General features: G+C 44.9%; 15 protein-coding genes. 11 read left to right on the forward strand and 4 right to left on the reverse strand.

Annotation, left to right across the window (positions count from 1 at the left end; all coding sequences use genetic code 11):
* Nucleotides 1-3 precede the first annotated feature (3 nt).
* Nucleotides 4-1086, forward strand: a complete 1083-nt coding sequence (locus M1K58_RS20380; RefSeq protein ID WP_256760726.1) for a sulfate ABC transporter substrate-binding protein — start codon at nt 4-6, stop codon at nt 1084-1086.
* Nucleotides 1087-1193: 107 nt separating this feature from the next.
* Nucleotides 1194-2138 (forward strand): GNAT family N-acetyltransferase, encoded by a 945-nt coding sequence (locus M1K58_RS20385; RefSeq protein ID WP_256760727.1) that lies wholly within the window; start codon nt 1194-1196, stop codon nt 2136-2138.
* Between the two features lie 116 nt (nt 2139-2254).
* Here M1K58_RS20385 and M1K58_RS20390 read toward each other — a convergent pair whose 3' ends face one another.
* Nucleotides 2255-2608: a DoxX family protein gene (locus tag M1K58_RS20390; RefSeq protein ID WP_256760728.1), complete on the reverse strand. Its 354-nt coding sequence runs from the start codon at nt 2606-2608 to the stop codon at nt 2255-2257.
* Between the two features lie 137 nt (nt 2609-2745).
* On the opposite strand from M1K58_RS20390, the gene M1K58_RS20395 reads away from it, so the two are divergent.
* Nucleotides 2746-3117 (forward strand): winged helix-turn-helix transcriptional regulator, encoded by a 372-nt coding sequence (locus M1K58_RS20395; RefSeq protein ID WP_256760729.1) that lies wholly within the window; start codon nt 2746-2748, stop codon nt 3115-3117.
* Nucleotides 3114-5108 (forward strand): GTP-binding protein, encoded by a 1995-nt coding sequence (locus M1K58_RS20400; protein ID WP_256760730.1) that lies wholly within the window; start codon nt 3114-3116, stop codon nt 5106-5108. Before M1K58_RS20395 ends, M1K58_RS20400 begins: the two co-directional genes overlap by 4 nt.
* Before the next feature lie 85 nt (nt 5109-5193).
* Here the strand turns inward: M1K58_RS20400 and M1K58_RS20405 are convergent, their stop codons facing one another.
* Nucleotides 5194-6306, reverse strand: coding sequence for a peptidylprolyl isomerase (locus M1K58_RS20405; RefSeq protein ID WP_256760731.1), 1113 nt, complete (start codon nt 6304-6306; stop codon nt 5194-5196).
* Between the two features lie 238 nt (nt 6307-6544).
* On the opposite strand from M1K58_RS20405, the gene M1K58_RS20410 reads away from it, so the two are divergent.
* The 6 genes from M1K58_RS20410 to M1K58_RS20435 all read left to right on the forward strand — a co-directional run bounded on the left by M1K58_RS20410 (nt 6545) and on the right by M1K58_RS20435 (nt 15469).
* The gene (locus M1K58_RS20410) at nt 6545-8161 is read left to right on the forward strand and encodes a helix-turn-helix domain-containing protein (RefSeq protein WP_256760732.1); all 1617 of its coding nucleotides are present in this window, start codon (nt 6545-6547) and stop codon (nt 8159-8161) included.
* On the forward strand, nt 8158-9888 hold the full coding sequence (locus M1K58_RS20415) for a sensor histidine kinase (protein ID WP_256760733.1): 1731 nt from the start codon (nt 8158-8160) through the stop codon (nt 9886-9888). The genes M1K58_RS20410 and M1K58_RS20415 overlap by 4 nt, the downstream gene beginning before the upstream one ends.
* Nucleotides 9889-10022: 134 nt before the next feature.
* The gene (locus M1K58_RS20420) at nt 10023-10931 is read left to right on the forward strand and encodes an ABC transporter permease (protein WP_256760734.1); all 909 of its coding nucleotides are present in this window, start codon (nt 10023-10025) and stop codon (nt 10929-10931) included.
* Between the two features lie 23 nt (nt 10932-10954).
* The gene (locus M1K58_RS20425) at nt 10955-11896 is read left to right on the forward strand and encodes a carbohydrate ABC transporter permease (protein WP_256760735.1); all 942 of its coding nucleotides are present in this window, start codon (nt 10955-10957) and stop codon (nt 11894-11896) included.
* A gap of 29 nt (nt 11897-11925) precedes the next feature.
* Nucleotides 11926-13470, forward strand: coding sequence for an ABC transporter substrate-binding protein (locus M1K58_RS20430; RefSeq protein WP_256760736.1), 1545 nt, complete (start codon nt 11926-11928; stop codon nt 13468-13470).
* 88 nt (nt 13471-13558) lie between these two features.
* Nucleotides 13559-15469, forward strand: a complete 1911-nt coding sequence (locus tag M1K58_RS20435; protein ID WP_256760737.1) for an ADP-ribosylglycohydrolase family protein — start codon at nt 13559-13561, stop codon at nt 15467-15469.
* A gap of 76 nt (nt 15470-15545) precedes the next feature.
* Here M1K58_RS20435 and M1K58_RS20440 read toward each other — a convergent pair whose 3' ends face one another.
* A complete protein-coding gene (locus M1K58_RS20440) occupies nt 15546-16352 on the reverse strand; it encodes a Cof-type HAD-IIB family hydrolase (protein ID WP_256760738.1) in 807 nt (268 codons plus the stop codon).
* Nucleotides 16353-16491: 139 nt separating this feature from the next.
* Here M1K58_RS20440 and M1K58_RS20445 point away from each other — a divergent pair, with 139 nt between their 5' ends.
* Nucleotides 16492-17487, forward strand: coding sequence for a Gfo/Idh/MocA family protein (locus tag M1K58_RS20445; protein ID WP_256760739.1), 996 nt, complete (start codon nt 16492-16494; stop codon nt 17485-17487).
* A 92-nt stretch (nt 17488-17579) separates the two neighbouring features.
* On the opposite strand, the gene M1K58_RS20450 is transcribed toward M1K58_RS20445, so the two are convergent.
* Nucleotides 17580-18590 (reverse strand): LacI family DNA-binding transcriptional regulator, encoded by a 1011-nt coding sequence (locus tag M1K58_RS20450; protein ID WP_256760740.1) that lies wholly within the window; start codon nt 18588-18590, stop codon nt 17580-17582.
* Between the last annotated feature and the right edge of the window lie 209 nt (nt 18591-18799).

Below are 18799 nucleotides of genomic sequence, written 5' to 3' on the forward strand. Positions count from 1 at the left end.
GCAATGAAGACGGGAAACCGTATATTAATAGGTGGATTCAGAAAAATCGGAATATCCGGATTATTGATCGTCTTATTGCTAACGATCCTGATGACGGGCTGTAGTCGTGCGAATCAGCCGCTTAGTGGCTCGAATACAACGACAACAGGAGATATCACGCTCGTCTTAGGCGCGTATTCCGTTGCAAAAGATGCACTGCAGGAAATTTTGCCCGCCTTTCAAGCAGAATGGAAAGCAAAATCAGGTCAGGACGTTACTTTCCAGGAATCCTATGAGGCTTCGGGTACACAAGCGCGGTCAATCATTGGAGGCTTTGAAGCGGATGTAACGGTACTCGCACTAGAAGGTGATATTGAGAAGCTTGTAAAAGCGAATCTCGTTTCTCCGGATTGGAATAAGAGCTCTTATAAGGGCATGGTGACGCGCTCGATTGTTGTGCTTGGCACGAGGGCGGGCAATCCTCTCGGCATTAAGGATTTTGAAGATTTAACGAAGCCAGGCGTTAAGGTGCTCTATCCGAATCCGAAAACCTCTGGCGGAGCGCAATGGGACATCAATGCGATATATGGAGCCGGCTTGAGAAAGTCAGAGCTCGTAACAGGAGTGAAGGATCCAGCGGCCGCTAAGAGGTTTCTGGAGGATGTTCACCACAATATCGAATCGATGGATAAGAGCGGACGTGCTTCTATGGCAGCCTTTGAATATGGGGTTGGTGACGTCATCGTTACCTACGAGAATGAGCTACTAGCAAGGATTGCGAAGGGTGTTCAATATGATATTGTCGTACCTACGAGCACCATATTGATTGAGAATCCTACTGCGGTCGTTGATCGGAATGCGGACCGTCATGGCGTTCGTGAAGTAGCGGATGCTTTCGTACAATACTTATACTCTGATACTGCTCAGAAGCTCTTTGCCAAGCATGGCTTCCGTCCCGTTCAGGATGAACTTGCAGCTCAGATGCAAGATAGTTTTCCGCAACCAGCCGATCTGTTCACCATCGATTATCTTGGGGGTTGGGATGAGGTTCGCGAATCGCTATACTCTAAGCGGGGAATCTGGTATCAAGTGCTGGCAGATCGATAGAAAGTCATGATTTTGATTGGTAAAAAACAGCTGTTGCGGGAATGCTATACACCGCGGAGCTGTTTTTTTTGTTATACTTATAGGACAGCCAATAGGGAGGACTGACATTGTTAAAACCAACGAGCGTTCGAGTTATGCAATTTATTCTTTATTTCAAAATTATTATGTTTGTAATGGGAGCAGTATCCTTATTTAATGCGGATCTAAGTGATGTTTCGAGTAATAACTTAACGAGTATGATCTTATTTTTAGCCCTATCCTTCTTATCGATGATTCTATTGGTTATTCTGATTAATAAAAGGAAGCTAGTCTTATCCATACTTATTGCTTTTCTTGTTTTGTTTTTATCTTTGATATTTAACCAATTGCAAGTCGTGTTATCGTTTGTTTTAATCTTAATGTTCTTCTTAAAATCAACGCGTAGTTATTTCCGTGGTGAGAATACTCAGCCAGCTCGAGTTAGCGGTAGACAATCGGAAGTCGTGGACATTGAAGGCGAAGAAGTACAAGCAAAAGTTGAGGATGGTTCCGAGGAAGCACCTGCGAAGTCGACGTTGAGGCTGAAGAAGGACTCTGAAGTGACTATACGTGAAGCGACACCTGATGATGCCGATACGATTTACACTTTGATGATGATCGCTTTCGAGGAATACAGATCAGCGATTCCGCCATCCAGTGCCTTAGAGGAATCTGAAGAATCGATATTGACGGCACTTCAAGAACAAAGCGAATCTGCAGCTATTTTGTATGAGGATGATACTGCAGTTGCGATGGTTCGGTTTAAGTACGTAGGCGAATCGATTTATTTCTACCGCTTGTCCGTTGTTCCTAGCAAACGTCGCAGAGGGTATGCGAAACGATTAGTGAAATGGATTGAGAAGCAAGGGATTTCCAAAGCCCTTAACAGTAGCGTATGTAGAGTAAGACAATCCGTTCAGAACAATCTGGTCTTGTATCAGGATATGGGCTACGAGGTTGTTGACCAGGAGCTCATCGTTCGTCCTGCGGGAACGATTAAGACGCTTACGATGGAGAAGAAGCTTGGGGTATAGATTGCTTTTTGTTTAGCAAAATATAATGATTAGAGCCGGCTTACCTGATCTTATGATCGGGTGAGCCGGCTTTTAATTTGTATTTATCATATTATTCGGACTTCAGTTAAACCGACTTAAAAACGGCCAACTGCAACAAATACCGTTAAAGCGATTAATAGGATATTCATGCCAATCGCTTGATACTCTTTTCTTCTAGCATGGAACACAGCTGCAAAAAACATGATCACGGCTAGTCCTACAGCTGCTATCGGTGTCAGTTCGGGTACGATTTCCGTAGCGTAAGGCACAATAAGGCCAATTCCTCCGAGAAGCTCCGATGCTCCTATAAATAAAACCAAACCTTTCGAATATTCCTTTACCCAAGGCATTCCTGCTTTGGCTTTCTCATATTGAAATGTTTTCATTGCGCCAAACATCATAAAAGCCAATCCTAAAATAATTTGGACGATCCAGAGAGCGATATTCACGTTTTATTTCCTCCTTGAGGTAGTTTAAGTCATAGATGTATAATAAGTTCTAGGGTTTCATATTAGAAGTAGGAACTTTAATTAAACATAGTATACAAAAAGATACCATAGAAAAAGTAAAGAAGGAGAACGATCAAATGCCCGATGAATGCAAAGTTGAGACAGCTTTAGAAATTTTAGTCGGCAAGTGGAAGCCCGTCATTTTGTTCCAGCTTTTCTCGAAGGGTACTATGAGATTCAGTGAACTTCAAAAAGCACTGCCGGTCATCACCAAAAAAATGCTTACCGCTCAATTACGGGAGTTGGAGTACAATGATATCGTTCATCGTGAAATCTATTTACAAATCCCTCCCAAAGTTGAGTATTCCATTACAGAATACGGTATGCGTATGACTCCTTTATTACAGGCCATGAATGATTGGGGAATGTCACATGTTAAGCATTTAAATGAATTATACGGTGAGGATAGATCTGTCGAACCGTTAGTAACTAAAAGTGAACTCATATGAACCTACGAAACGTTGGCATATTTGCTCATGTGGATGCGGGTAAAACAACGACAACGGAACAGATTTTATTCCGCAGCGGGCGAATACGTTCTCTTGGCAGTGTGGACGATGGGACAGCGCAGACAGATTGGTTGGAGGTTGAACGTTCTCGAGGCATTTCTGTTCGATCAGCGGTTACGCGATTTCATTGGAAGGGCGTTCAAGTGAATGTAGTTGATACGCCTGGCCACGTCGATTTTCTCTCTGAGGTCGAAAGGTCGCTTAGGGTGATGGACGGCGCGGTGTTAATTATTTCTGCTGTTGAAGGTGTACAAGCCCAGACAGAGGTGATCTGGCAAGCATTAAGAGAGTTGTGTATACCAACACTTATTTATATGAACAAGCTGGATCGAATCGGTGCCGATCCTACGAGAGTTATCGGTGAGATTCATAGATTGCTGTCTATTGCCGCTATCCCCATTCAAGCCGTTGACGGAATCGAAGGGGAGTTTGTAGGAACCGAAGATCTATTAAACATAATTGACGTTGAAAAGGTAGCGGATTTGTCGGTATCGTCTTCGGGCGCTCGGAAGAACCTTGTGGAGAAAATCGCCGAGCAGGATGATGCTCTTCTTGAACGCTACTTTGAGCAAGGACCACATCTAACGGATGCGGAATTGCTCCCTATTTTTACGACGAGTATTCGGGACTCTAAATTGTTTCCAGTGTTATTCGGAGCATCAAATCGAGGAATAGGTATAGATCAGTTAATGAATGCCATCGTATCCTTACTGCCATCGCCTAGTGGAAATGAGAACGCACCTTTGTCGGGTGTTGTATTTAAGTTGGATAAAGATCCGATCATGGGGCGATTGGCATACGTTCGGCTGTATGAAGGAACGCTGCGCAATCGGGACACGGTACATAATCATAAGCTTGATATCGACGAGAAGGTCACACAAATCCGTAAGGTGGATGGGCAACGGAGCGAAGACATCGGAATTCTGAAAGCTGGAGATATTGCTGTTGTATGTGGATGGAGTCGGGTAAGGATTGGTGATATTGTCGGTGACAGCGAGGGAGTTCCAAGTGAAAAACGACTTGCCGAGCCATTGTTGACGGTCCAGGTGCATTGGCGCAATGAAGCAGAATATCCAGTGGTCGTTGCGGCATTTCATGAGTTGGCGGATGAAGATCCGCACTTAGACGTGCAATGGCTACAAGAGGACAGGGAGCTACATCTCAGGGTGATGGGGCCGATTCAGATAGAAGTGCTTGCTTATATGTTGATGAGCAGATATGGTCTGACGGTTAATTTTGGTGCTCCTTCCGTCATCTATAAGGAGACACCAGAACAGAGTGGGGAAGGATTCGTCGCCTATACGATGCCGAAGCCATGCTGGGCGATATTAAGGTTCCTTATTGAGCCGGGAGTGCGGGGAAGCGGGTTAGTTTACCAATCAATCGTTAGGACTGAAAGCCTGCTCGATCGCTATCAGAAAGAAGTAGCAAGACGAGTGCCGGAAGCCCTGGAACAAGGGCTGCGTGGTTGGCCAGTAACAGACTTGAAGGTGACGTTAATTGAAGGGGAGCATCATGTCTGGCATACCCATCCATTGGACTTTGTCGTCGCAACGCCAATGGGAATCATGGACGGATTAGCTAAAATGGGAACAAAGCTACTCGAACCGATGCTCAAGTTTCGCTTATCTACACCCGAGGAATTTGGCGGTAAGCTGATGAGCGAGCTTGTGGTGATGCGAGGAGAATTTGATACCCCTCATGTACACCTTGGACGGATGGAGATCGAGGGGAGACTACCTGTTGCCACCTCTCTTGAATTTCCGGCACGGCTGGGTTCCATGACGAAAGGGCGAGGCACACTAACCACCTTCTTCGACGGTTATGAACTATGCCCACCAGATGTGAACGCAGAGAGGACAAGACGCGGAGTGAATCCGCTAGATACCTCTAAGTATATTCTGGCTACACGTAATGCGTTGTCTAATTAAAATAGGCTGTATCCGAAGGGAATGAATCACTTTGGATACAGCCTATTGTGCACTTGGCCAAATAACGTAAACGACCAAGGCTTTATTAAGGATTAGCCGGAAGCTTAATCGATTGGATTAACGAAGGAAGCTCTTTAGTCAAATAGTTCTGATAAGCCTGGTTAATGAGGGTGGGAAGAAGCTCACTCTTGACTTGTTCAAGGGTAGGAATAACTCGCGATTCAACCTTCATGACATGGTAGCCATAGCTAGTTTGGACTGGGTCACTAATCTGGTTTAATGGAAGCTCAACTCCGGCTTTCTTGAACGGCTCTACGAATTGTGTCAATTGAGCATCCGCATACAAGCCTCCGGCATCCTTGGAGCCGGGATCATCAGAATACTCTTTGGCTAGCACGGCGAAGTCCCCACCTGCCTTAAGCTTGGCTTGAACCTCTTTAGCTCTTGCTAGAGCTTCTTGCTCCGTGCGAATAGACTTACCTGTCCCATTATCCGTCGTGGCGATCAAGATATGACGAACACTCGCGGTTACAAAAGCAGCAGAGTCCGCTTTACGCTGATTATCATACTCCGCTTGCAGCGTTTTGCTGTCAATCATGCTTTCTAATGCTTTGCTCGCCAGAAACTGCTGCTTAATGAACTGTTTGAGCTGATTATCGGAAAGAGAGGCTTTCTTCAGCTGGCTTGCTAACTCATCAGCGGAGCCAAAATAGGACGTCATTTGTAGCAGAGCGCTCGCCACTTCTTTATCTGCTTCCTTCGCTAAGGCTACTTCTTTCTTCGCTGCAAGCAGCTTGATGGCGATCAATTGTTTAACCACCGCTTGTTTATCCGTAGATGCGGTTTGTCCGAAGTAGAAGGAGCTCGCCGCCACGAAGACGTTTAGCTCGTCCAGCGTGATCGTCCCCCCTTTGTAAACGGCTATCCCAGATGTCCCAATGGACACAGTTCCGGACTTGCTATCGAATGACACAGGTTTTCCGATCGCTCCGGCGACGGATTTAACGGGCACGTATACCGTGTCTTTGTAAACGATGCCGGTTGCATTCGCGCTAGGTTTATTAGTGCCGTCGAGCTTGAACTTCAAATCTTGAAATAATACGTTAATCGTTTTACTGTTTGCGGCGTAAGCCATTGAGCCAGTAATCATGGAACCTAGCAATATGCCTACGACTAAGCCTTTCACCTTGTCTTTCATAACATTCATCCTCACTTTGGTAAATTAAGAGAATAACTACTTCTACCATTGTGCCTTGACGATACGTGGTAAATCAATAGTAAATTATAAAGAGATCAAAGATAATTGATTAGGATGCGGTGAAATCCGAGGGGGACGCAAGATCAGGAGGTTTACTTCCTCGGGATGAGTATAGTAGAATCGGGTTACATTTTATGGATTCACAGATGTGCTACCATCAGCAGGGGAAGTGAGCAACTTGTATAGTCTTCTAATCGTAGATGATGAGATTTATGCGGTTAACGGAATTAAATCGGGATTAGATTGGTCCATCATGGGTTTTACTTCAGTATACGAGGCGTATGATAGGGCAATGGCTCAAGACATCATAAGCTCCACTCCGATAGATGTGATGATTTGCGATATCGAGATGCCTGGCAGCAGTGGATTGGACTTGCTGGAATGGATCAATGAGCAAGGCTTTTCTATTGAAACGGTTTTTCTGACTTGCCACTCTAATTTTTCATATGTGCAGAGAGCGTTACAGTTAGGAAGCTTAAACTATCTGATCAAGCCTGTTGAATTCATACAGTTAGAAGGCATTGTCCTGAAAGCGCTTAATAATATTGCAAGGGAAAATGAAGTGAACTACACACAGAAGGAGTATCATAAATATCTGCAGCTGTGGGAGATTCAGAAGCCTCTCTTGGTAGAACGGTTCTGGCAGGAGCTGCTAGATCAAAGAAATTCCTTCACGGAAAGCTGGATTAATCGCGAGCTTGCGCAATACGAAAAGGAGTTATCAAGTGATTCCCGGGTATTCCCGATTCTGATTAGTATAGAAAAATGGCTTAAAGAGATAAGCACTAAAGATGAAGAAGTTATGGAATACGCATTGCGAAACGCTGCCGAAGAAATCATTCTTGGACAAAATCCTGGGGTCGTTTTTCAAGATCGGGACGGAATGATCGTGATTGTGTTCTATGAAGGCAGCATTCTACCGATTCAAGAGAGAATAAGAAGGTGCGAATTGTACGTAGATTCTTGCACGCGATATTTTTTTAGCACGGTCACTTGTTATTTGGGAAAAGAGATCGAGATACGTAACTTGCAAACGATGCACCGAGCATTGCAATTCACGGAACAAAATAATGTCCGACGAACGCCCAAGGTTATATGTTATCTGGATGACACTGCAGATCAATCGGGTCCTACTCACTTACTTCCTGATTTCTTTATGTGGGCAGAGTTACTTGAGCAAGGAAGAGTGGAACAGTTACGTGTCGTTATGGTCGAATCCTTTGCACGTATGGAAGATGAGAAGAGCCTAAGAATGGCTACCTTGCATGCTTTTTTCCACGGGATGCTGCAAATGATGCACTATCTCTTACACAAGAAAGGAATGTTCGCCCCTCTGCAGCAAGGAGAGATGTTGTTAGAGAAGGAAATGGCCACGCGCTCGGTTAGAGGGCTACAAGCATGGGCAGAACAAGCTTTGGAACAATTTGCAGAGGCGCTCCATTCCGGGCAAGAAGATTATTCCTTAATAGATAAAGCCAAACAATATATAAGCGAGCATCTGAGGGAAGATGTGAGTAGGGAGCAGATTGCCGATCATGTTTTTCTAAATCCGGGATACCTATCAAGGCTTTTCAAGAAAGAAACAGGGGAGTCGTTGTCGGATTACATTTTGCGGGAACGGATGGTATTAGCTAAGAGTGCGTTGGCCTATTCAGATGAGCCGATCAGCAAGGTGGCTCGGTCGTTAGGGTATAACAGCCTTTCTTATTTCGGTAAAATGTTTAAGAGGATTTATCAGTTGAGTCCACAGGATTACCGCAGAAATGGGAATGAAACAGAGAGGTCTGGGCTATGAGCAAGTATCGTTCGCTCAGATTTAAGCTGATTATAGGCTTCGTCTCCGTGACCGTTCCGCTGATCCTATTTCTCGTGTATAGCAACTGGTATGCAATGAATGTCGTCCGTACCCAAGTCGCCGAATCCCAGCAAAGCCTCCTGAAAATGTATACGAATGAAATGGATGGCATTCTCACCCAAGTAGATAACTACTTGCTTAGCTCGGCTTTTCAGCATGCCGGCATTACTTCGTTGACGCTCAATGATCCCGAGAGTGACGAATACACCATGACGAGGATCCAAGTGTTGAATCAGCTAAACGCGGACCTGGTTAACTATAAATGGGTAAGTATGCTGTTTGTTTATTCATCTCGGAATGGGGATTTAATGTCTTCCGAGCATAATCGAGCCTTATCTAAACAAATCAAAGATGAGCTCGCAGTAAGGATGACATCGATCAAGCCTAATGCTGCGGTACTTAAAGAATGGAGCACAGTGCGGATTAACGGGGAGGCTTGGCTGCTAAGGCTAGAAAAAAACGACTTTAATGTGTACACCGGGGCTCTGATCAGTGTGAAAACATTAATGGATCCGATTCAGAACGTAAACTTAGCGGGAGCCGGACAAGCGTTGTTAATGTCCAATTCGGGAGAACTGTTGAGCCAGGGCGCAAGTTTCCCTCACTCCATTGCAGAACGTATTCGCCTCATGGGCAATACGGATAAGCAATATGAGACATTAACGATTGATCAGAATAAGATGCTCGTCGTCACGAATGCTTCACAGCAGTCTGACACCAATCTGATTGTTATGATCTCGGAGAAGCAGTTGCTTCAGCGTCTGGTTTACTATCAGCGGATCATCAATATGACGCCGTTCGCTGCGATACTTTTATTGCTGATTTTCCTGTTTTTTCTGAGGGGAATTATTTTGAAGCCGATTCACCAGTTGATTAGAGGGATGAAACGGATTAAAGATGGGGATTTGACGTATCGCCTTGAACACTTCACTTCTCAGGAATTCGAGCATATTACGAACAATTTTAATGAAATGGCTTCCGAGATCAGCGATTTGAAAATTAACGTGTACGAGGAACAGCTCAGATTGAACAAATCGGAGATCAAACAGCTGCAGTTACAAATTCACCCTCACTTTCTGCTTAATTCGCTGAATGTCGTATTTAACCTTATGGAATCCCGCGAAATTAAGCTAGCTCAGCAAATGGTCAGATACATTATGAATTATTTCCGGTTCGTGACCCGAACGGCGGTTCCTCTTGTCAGAATGGAGGAAGAGATCGAGCATATCGTCACCTATTTGCAAATCCAGAAGATGAGATTTCCGAAGTTTCTGGAATACCAAGTGGAAGTGGAGGATGCTCTTAAATCGGTGCTGCTACCGCCAGTATTGTTTCAGCCTTTCGTCGAAAATGCGATCATTCATGGATTCCTTATTCGAAATCAAACGTTTCTTATCCGAATAGCCGTGGAGAAAGATCCGGATGATCCTTCGCGCAGTATTCTCATTACAATATCGGATAACGGGACAGGCTTCAGTGAAGAGCAGTTGAGCTTATTGCTCAAACTCGGTCATTCCCGTCAAGCTCATGATCATGAGCATTTGGGCATCGGCAATGTTTATGAGCGCTTGCGGCTGAATTATGGAGAGCGGGCAAGTCTGAGGTTCGCAAATGCTCTCGAGGGGGGAGCGAAAGTCATATTGCGTCTTCCGCTTCAAATCGAATAGCGATTTATTAGGAGAGGCTCCCTTATCGGGGCCTCTTTTTGATGTTGTAACAAAAGTGGTAGCGGAGGTGACAATTGTTCTACCTCCTCTGAATTATGATGGGTTCACAGAGAAAACGGGAGTGTGAGCCTTGGATGCCCAGAACGTTCGTCAAACACAGGTCCCTATGGATTATGGTTTTACCGGGACTGTTATATCTACTAGTCAATAACTACCTGCCGATGTTTGGAACGATTATTGCTTTCAAAGATTTCAACTATTCCAAAGGGCTGTGGCAAAGCTCTTGGGTAGGCTTTAAGAACTTTGAGTTTCTATTTGAGACTCGGGATGCTTATGTCATTACGAGAAACACACTGCTTTATAATGTGGTATTCATTGTGTTTAACCTTGTACTTGCCCTTATGGTCGCTTTATTGCTTAACGAAATCAGAAAAAGGTACCTGCAAAGCATCTATCAAAGCATTATTTTACTGCCCTACTTAATCTCTTTCAGCATTGTAGGTTATCTGGTTTATAGCTTTCTGAGCATGGAATATGGCTTTATTAATACGGTCGTTCTACAAAAGTTGGGGCTACCACCCATCTCTTGGTATATGGAAGCGAAGTACTGGCCGTATATTCTCGTGTTAGTGAACGCGTGGAAGTACATTGGGTACTCCAGCATCATCTATTTGGCGGCCATTGCCGGAATTAATAATGAATACTATGAGGCAGCGCGGATCGACGGTGCCAATCGCTTGAAACAGATGACCAAGATTACATTACCGTTAATCAGACCGGTTATCATCGTCATGACGCTTCTACTAGTCGGTCGGATCTTCTACGCAGACTTCGGTTTGTTCTACCAAGTGACAATGAACACGGGTATTCTTCTTCCGACTACGAATGTCATTGACACATACGTGTATAGAGCATTGATTCAAACGGGAGATGTAGGGATGTCGTCTGCCGCGGGATTATTCCAATCGGTCGTAGGTTTTATTCTCGTATTGTCCGTAAACCAGCTGGTTCGGAAGTTCGATAAAGAGAACGCCTTATTCTAGAAATTCTGTAAGGAGAGAGTCCAATGAATGCAAAATTAAATGCGGTGACGCCATTGCCACCAGCGAGTCATACACGTATCCGAGAAAATTCATTGGTTGCGCAAATTCTGATCCATTGCTTCTTCGTGCTAGCCTGCGCGGCATGCCTTATCCCGCTAATCCTAGTCGCTATCGTATCTTTTTCGGATGAACAATCCATCCTGGCAAATGGTTATTCCTTTTTCCCTGATAAGTTCAGCTTGGATGCTTACCGGTATTTGTTGGGCGATTCTCAGAGGCTAATTCATGCCTACGGAATCAGTATTCTTGTAACCGTGGTCGGTACCTTGACGAGCCTCCTGATCACTTCATTGCTTGCCTACCCGCTTTCACGTAAAGATTTTCCGCAACGAAATCTACTCGCGTTCTTCGTCTTTTTCACCATCCTCTTTAATGGAGGCTTGGTTCCCTGGTATCTGGTATATACGAATCTGTTCCATATCAAAGATACGATATTGGCGTTATTAGTCCCAAATCTGCTCATGAGCGGCTTTTACATTCTCATTATGAGAACCTTCTTCTCGAACTCGATTCCAGGCTCTATCATCGAATCCGCACAAATCGACGGAGCAGGCGAGTGGAGAACATTTTTCCGGCTAGTGTTGCCTTTATCGCTCCCAGTTCTAGCGACTATCGGTCTCTTTACAACCTTGGGCTACTGGAATGATTGGTTCAATAGCCTGGTGTTCATCTATGACAATCGATTAATTTCCTTGCAATATTTAATGACCAAGACGTTGCTTAGCATTCAGTTTCTGCAGAGCAATACGCAGAATTCGAACACAGGGAAGCTTCTTTCGGAGATGCCGACAGAAACGGTTCGTATGGCAATGGCGATTATAGGCATAGGTCCTATCGTTATGGCTTACCCGTTTTTTCAGAAATATTTGGTTAAAGGATTGACTGTCGGGGCAGTGAAGGGCTAAAATCAAAACACTTATTTGGAGGGGTCAACATGTCAGCAGCAAAAAAGAGAATCGTTAGTATTATGGCTTTTGCTTTGAGTACTAGCATCGTAGTTGCAGGGTGTGGAAATAACAACGCGGCATCAACAGCAGAGAGTAGCGCTAAGGCAAGCCAGCCAGCCACAACCGTGGAGAGCGCCGGTAAGGACGAGCCTTCGAAGCTTGATCCTTACAAAATCACACTTGTGTATCCGGGGGATGCGCCTAAGGATCTGCTGGAAGTACAGACTGCGATGAGTGAGTATTTAACGGAGAAAATCAATGCTACAATCGAGCTGAAGCCGATCGATTGGGGATCTTGGATGGAGAAGACCAATCTAATGTTCGCTTCTCAGGAAAAATTCGATGTCGTAATAACCGCATCGACGCTTGGTTATTACAGCAATGTCGCCAAAGGTGCCTATCTCCCACTGGATGACTTACTTTCCCAGCATGGCAAAGACATTACTGGCGTGTTAGGTGACGAAATTCTTTCCGGTCTTAAAGTGAAAGGCCAAATCTACGGAACGCCTACGAACAAGGAATTTGCCGGAGCTAACGGATTCCTCTTTAACAAGGCATTGGTCGATAAATACAACATTGATCTTAACCAAATCAACAAATTGGAAGATCTTGACCCCGTTCTACGTATGATCAAGGAAAAGGAACCTGGAATCACTCCACTGTTCGAAGGAAACCTACGTTTTGTAGGCTCTCTCGTCTTGAATGGTCAATACGACGGGTTGGGAGACGGATACGGAGTGCTGAATAGGAATAGCGATTCACTAACCGTTATTGATAAAACAGAAGTACCGGAATATATGGAAGTGGCCAAGATTGCGCACAAATGGTATAAAGATGGCCTCGTCAATAAAGATGCGGCATCCGTTAAGGATTGGGGCTTGATGCAAGCGGGTAAAGCCTTCGCAGTGCAGCAGGAGCTTAAGCCGGGCAAGGATGCAGAGATGTCGATGGCATGGGGCTTCCCGGTCGTTCAGAAGCAATTGGACATTCCTTATACGACAACGGTAACCGTTGGGGGAATCATGCTGGCTCTATCCAAGACATCTCAGAATCCGGAAAGAGCGATGATGTTCTTGAACCTGTTGTACAGCGATAAAACATTAATTAATATGCTGGATTTCGGAATCGAGAATAAGCATTTCGTCAAAAAGTCCGATACGATGATTGATTATCCTGAAGGCATCGATGCGAAATCCGTCGGATATCGCAACGAGGCTTGGATGTTCGGAAACCAGATGAACACCTACCTGTTCCCGAATGAGGATCCTAACAAATGGAATGCGTTCAAACAATTCAACGAAGAAGCTGAAAAGTCGATTGCACTAGGCTTTGCATGGGATTCAGAGCCGGTGAAGAACGAAGTGGCAGCGTTAATTAACGTATCGAAGCAATTCGAAGATGCGATTATCTCAGGCTCAGTTGATCCTGAAGTGTACATTCCGAAGTACAGAGAAGCCCTTAAGGCTGCTGGCTTAGATAAGGTAATTGCGGAGAAGCAAAAGCAACTGGACGAATGGGCTAAAACCAAATAAGTAGATCATGTTAATCGGGGAGGCTGGCGAAGGTCATGCCTCCTTCTTGTTAATACTCATAAATTCATAATGGAAAAGGAGTCATCGCATGAGCATCTCTATTATCAACGAGCAGGATTACTATCGAATCATCTATGGAGGATGGTTAGGCAAAAATATCGGGGGAACGCTTGGGGCTCCGGTAGAGGGGAGAAAGGAACGGCTGCAATTAGAGTTCTATCCGTTATTACCGGATGGTCCGCTGGAAAATGATGACTTGGATTTGCAATTGGTGTGGCTGCATGCTCTAGAGCAATACGGACCTAAGCTGACAAGCCGGGAGCTTGGACAAGAGTGGGTAGAGCACATCTTCTTTCCCTTCGACGAGTACGGGTACGCTTTAACGAACTTAAGGAAAGGTCTCATCGCACCTGTGGCTGGAGCGTTCAACAATCCGTTCACGGATTGCATGGGAGCACCGATTCGTTCGGAGATTTGGGCGATGGTCGCCCCGGGAGCCCCACACATTGCAGCCCGGTATGCATATGAGGATGCGATCGTTGATCATGCGGGAGGCGAAGGAGTCTATGGAGAGATGTTCTTTGCCGCTATCCAGAGTGCTATATTCGTGGAGAAGGATAGAGATAAGCTCATACAAATTGGAATGACCTATATCCCTGAAGGTTGTCGAACCGCAAAGGCATTAAGAGATTTGTTGGTATGGCATAAGGAGGGCAAAGATTGGCTTGAGGCACGTAGCTTGATCTTGCAGCATCATGGTAGCGATAATTTCACGGATACTCCTCAGAATATTGCATTTACGATACTGGGTTGGTTATACGGCACTGATTTCGAGGATGCTTTGTTGAAAGCAGTTAACTGTGGTTATGATACGGACTGCACAGCAGCGACGCTAGGCGCCATACTAGGGATGATTGACGGACCCGAGGGTTTGCCAGAGAAATGGGTGAAGCCAGTAGGGGATACAGTGGTGGTCAGCCCTCCGATTAAAGGCTTCCCTGCTCCTCGTAACCTAGATGAGCTGACACGAAGAACGATTCGTATGGGGAAACAGGTGCTAGCTGCTTGGGATACGAATATTATAGTGCATCCTGAGTTGGAAACTCAGCTGAGTCATGAGGATCTTCAATCTGACGGAGCGATACGCACACTATGGGATCAGGATGTTACTCTTGATCGACGGTTACTTCCGAGGAATACCACAGAACAGAGTGCACTTGAGTTGATTATTGATTATGGGGATAAGGGTCCTTCGATTGGGCACAAGCAGACCAAGAAAATTGCTCTTACACTTTATAACCATTCACAAGAGCAATGGGATGGGGTATTATCGCTGCAATTACCGGTGAGCTGGGAAGGGACGTCGGGACAAGCCTTTACGCTTGCACCGTCACAATCCGTTGATTTTACATTCATGATTCAATCCGCAGAGAAATTAGAAGCGAGCTACGAGATGATTGCGGTTATTGAACGAATGCATGACAACTCCACCTGGGCACAGTTGAAAGAATCCATATACTTGGTTCCTATGAACCAGTGGATGATTCGGGAGCCGAACAGCGAGTCAGGAACAGTGGTGAATTCGCGAGGGAATCTTATTGAATGGGGAACGGGTTCCAGTGTAGGGAAGGAAGGCACATATCGTGCGCATACTTATCTCTATAATTCGGCTGAACGGAAGGTAAGATTTAATGTTGCCTCTAATGTACCTATCAAGGTAGCCTTAAATGGAGAGGTTATTATAGATAGCAAAGACGGAGATGAATTCATGCCGGCTTATCATCGAACACACGAAGGGCAATTCTCCGAATTCGTGTTGCCGATGGGACGTCATGATTTAGAGATTACAGCTTATAAAAGGTTCGAGAAGCTTCAGGTTTATGTTCTTCCAGTAGCCACTAACGTGACCTCTAAGCCAGGGCCGCATTATTATTATACGGATATGTTTTTTGTTGCGAACAGTGAACTCGGATCTTGTGATGCTTGTACCGATCAATAAAATGATAAAGAAGCGCTTCTCACCAAACAGTGAGGAGCGCTTCTTTTTGCGTGCGCCAACATGGGCGGCATTGTCTTTACTGAGCGTTTAACACAAACTTTTCTAGGACGTGTTTCACACCATCGTTGTTGTTGCTAAGTGTAATGAAGTCTGCGATTTCCTTCAATGCTGGAACGGCATTTTCCATCGCAACACCAAGGCCAGCTGCCTCAACCATCTGATGATCGTTCATCGCATCTCCCATGGCAATCGTTTCTTCCATCGGAATGCCGTAATGAGCAGCGAGGAAACGAAGTGCGTGACCTTTGGTACCTTCAGGATGCATGAACTCTAGGTAGTTGGGCTTTGACTTTGTGATATGAGCTTGGGAGCCGAATAACGCCTGCAGTTCAGGAAGTAACGCGTCTAACACAGCAGGTTCGTCGATGATTAGCAACTTCGTTTGTTTATCGTTATTAACGATTTTGCTGAAATCGGGTTCGATGGTATAAGGGATGTTGGATTGTTTAGCGTAGCCCTTAATTTTATCATTATCCTCGGAAACGTAGAGCTTATCCGCGATATAGCTTTGTAAATGCATGTTATGAGCCTGACAATACTCGAATAACTGCTTGGCTACATCCGTAGGAACTGAACGTTCGTATAATACTTCTTCGTCCAACAGGTTTTTAATAAGAGAGCCTTGATAAGTAATGATGGGTACATTCAGTCCAACCTGGCGGGCGATTTTCTGTGCGGAATCGAACATTCTACCTGTTGCGATCGTAATATGTGCGCCTTGCGCGATGGCTTCGGTCATGGCTTCACGGGTTGCATCAGACACGGTTAAGTCATCTTGTAATAATGTATCATCAAGATCTACTGCGATAAGGCGGTAAGTCATTGGTTTCTCCCTCTCTGTCTATAGCAAAATGTAAGTGATAAAAAGATTGTCGTTCCATTGTAACCCAAATTGACTTTGTCGAAAAGGCGTAAGCTCATGCTATAATAGTGGGGAATTCCAGGGAGGAGCTGATCGAACGATGAAACGATTACGTTGGGGCATACTTGGCTGTGCGGCGATTGCAGATCGTGCCGTAATTCCAGCTATTCAAGCGTCGGAGACAGGAGAATTGTTGGGAATAGCTAGCAGAGATGAGAAGAAGGCTAGGGATAAGGCAGAGCAGTTCGGTATTCCAAGATCATATGGAAGCTATGAGGCGTTATTAGCTGATCCGGATATTGACGCAGTCTATATTCCGTTGCCGAATCACTTACATAAACAATGGACGATAGCAGCGGCTAAGGCTGGTAAGCATATTTTGTGTGAAAAGCCTCTCGCGTTAAATGCGGTAGAAGCGCAGGAGATGGTCGATTACTGTAAGGAAGCGGGAGTTCATCTCGCAGAAGCGTTCATGTACCGGCATCATCCGCGAATTGCGAAGGTGAAGGAAATTATTGCTAGTGGTGAAATCGGAGAACTGAGAGGCATTCGCGGCGTGTTTACCTATAATGCGGCTTCAAGCAAAGGGGATATTCGGCAGGTCAAGGAATGGGGCGGTGGAGCTCTGTATGACGTTGGCGTTTATCCATTGAGCGCAGCCCGTCTCATCATGGGTGTTGAGCCTGAAGCGGTTACCGTACATGCTTTATTTTCTCCAGAGCATGATGATGTAGATATGATGGCTTCTGGATTGGTTGAATTTCCTGGCAACGTAGCCTTAACGTTTGACTGTGGGATGTGGGCATCATTTCGTAATGAGCTTGAGATCGTGGGGACGGAGGGGACGATTGTTCTTAAGCCATCATTCTTGCCCTCCAAAGAATCCGACGATATTACGATTCAAGTCGGGGATAAGGTTCGCCGAGAAGGCCCATATGGTGTAGATGCTTACGTTGCTCAATCCGATCAATTCGCACGTGTGGTATGGGGCGAGGAAGCGCCACTCTACGCCTCACAAGATGCGGTAGGGAGTATGAAATTGATTGATGCTTGCTTGGAGTCTGCTCGTAGCCGCCAGCGGGTTGCTCTAGGATGAATAAGAGGTACCCATTAGAAAGAGAGATAGTCGAGACAATCGACTATCTCTCTTTTACGTGTCGCCCAAGCCCAATCGTGCGTGCCGAATATTTACAACTTCCTAACAGAGTCCCGTTCAATGATTTTACTTGGCAAATAAATATTTTTGGGCTGTGCCTCAGGGTGTTTAATACTCCATAACATTCGAGCTACGGCTTCGGTAGCAAATTCGTGCTTGCTAATGTTCACAGAAGTGAGGGGAGGCACGAGTGTCTGGCTTAAATCCGTATTGTCGAAGCTGATGAGGGACACCTCGTCGGGTACGGAGATACCTGCTGTTTGTAGCTTGAGCAATAGCTTGTATGCAGCCATGTCGCAATGGCAAACGAATGCGGTGGGAAGCTTGCTCGGTAGTGCAAAATCAATCATATAAGATCCGTTATCATCATTATTGACGAGCAGCCACTCTTTGTTTAATTCCAGATGATAATAGTTGAGCGCTTTCAGATATCCGCAATAGCGATCCATAACACTAGAAGTGTAGCGCGGATTACCGACGAACCCGATATTAACGTGTCCCCTGTCTATCAGGTATTTGGTAACAGAGTAACCGGATTGGAAATTGTCGGGAATGATGCAGTCCAACGCAAGGTCCGATTTGTAGAAGTCTATTGCGATGACTGGAAATGGATAATCGGCTAGCATTCTGACATAAGCTTCATTTACTTCTCCGGCAATGAACAATCCATTAAGATCGTCTAGGTCCTGAGCAAGGGAAAGCGGAACAGTGCAGTTCTGTTCTTGCTCGGGATCAAGCAAGTAAATGGATAGGCTAATGTCTCTTTGCGAGCATTCTTGGTTCATGTAGTAGTAAATTTTCGTATAAAAGTTATCTGTATCAAGAAAAAAGCGTTTGGGAACAATAATCCCCAGCTTGGAGGCAGATTTGACAAGCTTGGCTGCATTTTTGTGCAAGTATCCGAGCTCATTAGACGTTTGAACAATCCTTTTCCGTAGGCCCTCACTTACGCCTGGTTGATTGTTAAGTGCTTTAGAGACACTAACCTTCGTTATGCCTAGTTTGTTTGCAATGGTATCTAATGTTACCTTCCCCGATTGCATGGTAGCAGTCTCCTAAGAATAAAAATGTTCTCTCTTCATAGAATATAAACTAAAGTAACTTTACAAGTCAATTGTAAGTATGAAATAAATAAAAGTAACTTTACAAAAACAGGCGAATGAAAATAGGTGTGATAGTAGGTTAAAGCATCATTTTATATAGGGGGAGGGGTTATTCTGATTTATCAGAGTCAAAAAATTGGGATTATTAT

Source organism: Cohnella sp. WQ 127256 (assembly GCF_024519285.1).
Taxonomy (GTDB): Bacteria; Bacillota; Bacilli; order Paenibacillales; family Paenibacillaceae; genus Cohnella.

Bases quoted from the DNA above. Each gene is read 5' to 3' on its own strand.
- M1K58_RS20445 (WP_256760739.1), top strand. From the start codon at position 16,492: ATGAAACGATTACGTTGGGGCATACTTGGCTGTGCGGCGATTGCAGAT.
- M1K58_RS20395 (WP_256760729.1), top strand. From the start codon at position 2,746: ATGCCCGATGAATGCAAAGTTGAGACAGCTTTAGAAATTTTAGTCGGC.
- M1K58_RS20415 (WP_256760733.1), top strand. From the start codon at position 8,158: ATGAGCAAGTATCGTTCGCTCAGATTTAAGCTGATTATAGGCTTCGTC.
- M1K58_RS20420 (WP_256760734.1), top strand. From the start codon at position 10,023: ATGCCCAGAACGTTCGTCAAACACAGGTCCCTATGGATTATGGTTTTA.
- M1K58_RS20430 (WP_256760736.1), top strand. From the start codon at position 11,926: ATGTCAGCAGCAAAAAAGAGAATCGTTAGTATTATGGCTTTTGCTTTG.
- M1K58_RS20405 (WP_256760731.1), bottom strand. From the start codon at position 6,306: ATGAAAGACAAGGTGAAAGGCTTAGTCGTAGGCATATTGCTAGGTTCC.
- M1K58_RS20380 (WP_256760726.1), top strand. From the start codon at position 4: ATGAAGACGGGAAACCGTATATTAATAGGTGGATTCAGAAAAATCGGA.
- M1K58_RS20400 (WP_256760730.1), top strand. From the start codon at position 3,114: ATGAACCTACGAAACGTTGGCATATTTGCTCATGTGGATGCGGGTAAA.
- M1K58_RS20450 (WP_256760740.1), bottom strand. From the start codon at position 18,590: ATGCAATCGGGGAAGGTAACATTAGATACCATTGCAAACAAACTAGGC.
- M1K58_RS20435 (WP_256760737.1), top strand. From the start codon at position 13,559: ATGAGCATCTCTATTATCAACGAGCAGGATTACTATCGAATCATCTAT.
- M1K58_RS20440 (WP_256760738.1), bottom strand. From the start codon at position 16,352: ATGACTTACCGCCTTATCGCAGTAGATCTTGATGATACATTATTACAA.
- M1K58_RS20425 (WP_256760735.1), top strand. From the start codon at position 10,955: ATGAATGCAAAATTAAATGCGGTGACGCCATTGCCACCAGCGAGTCAT.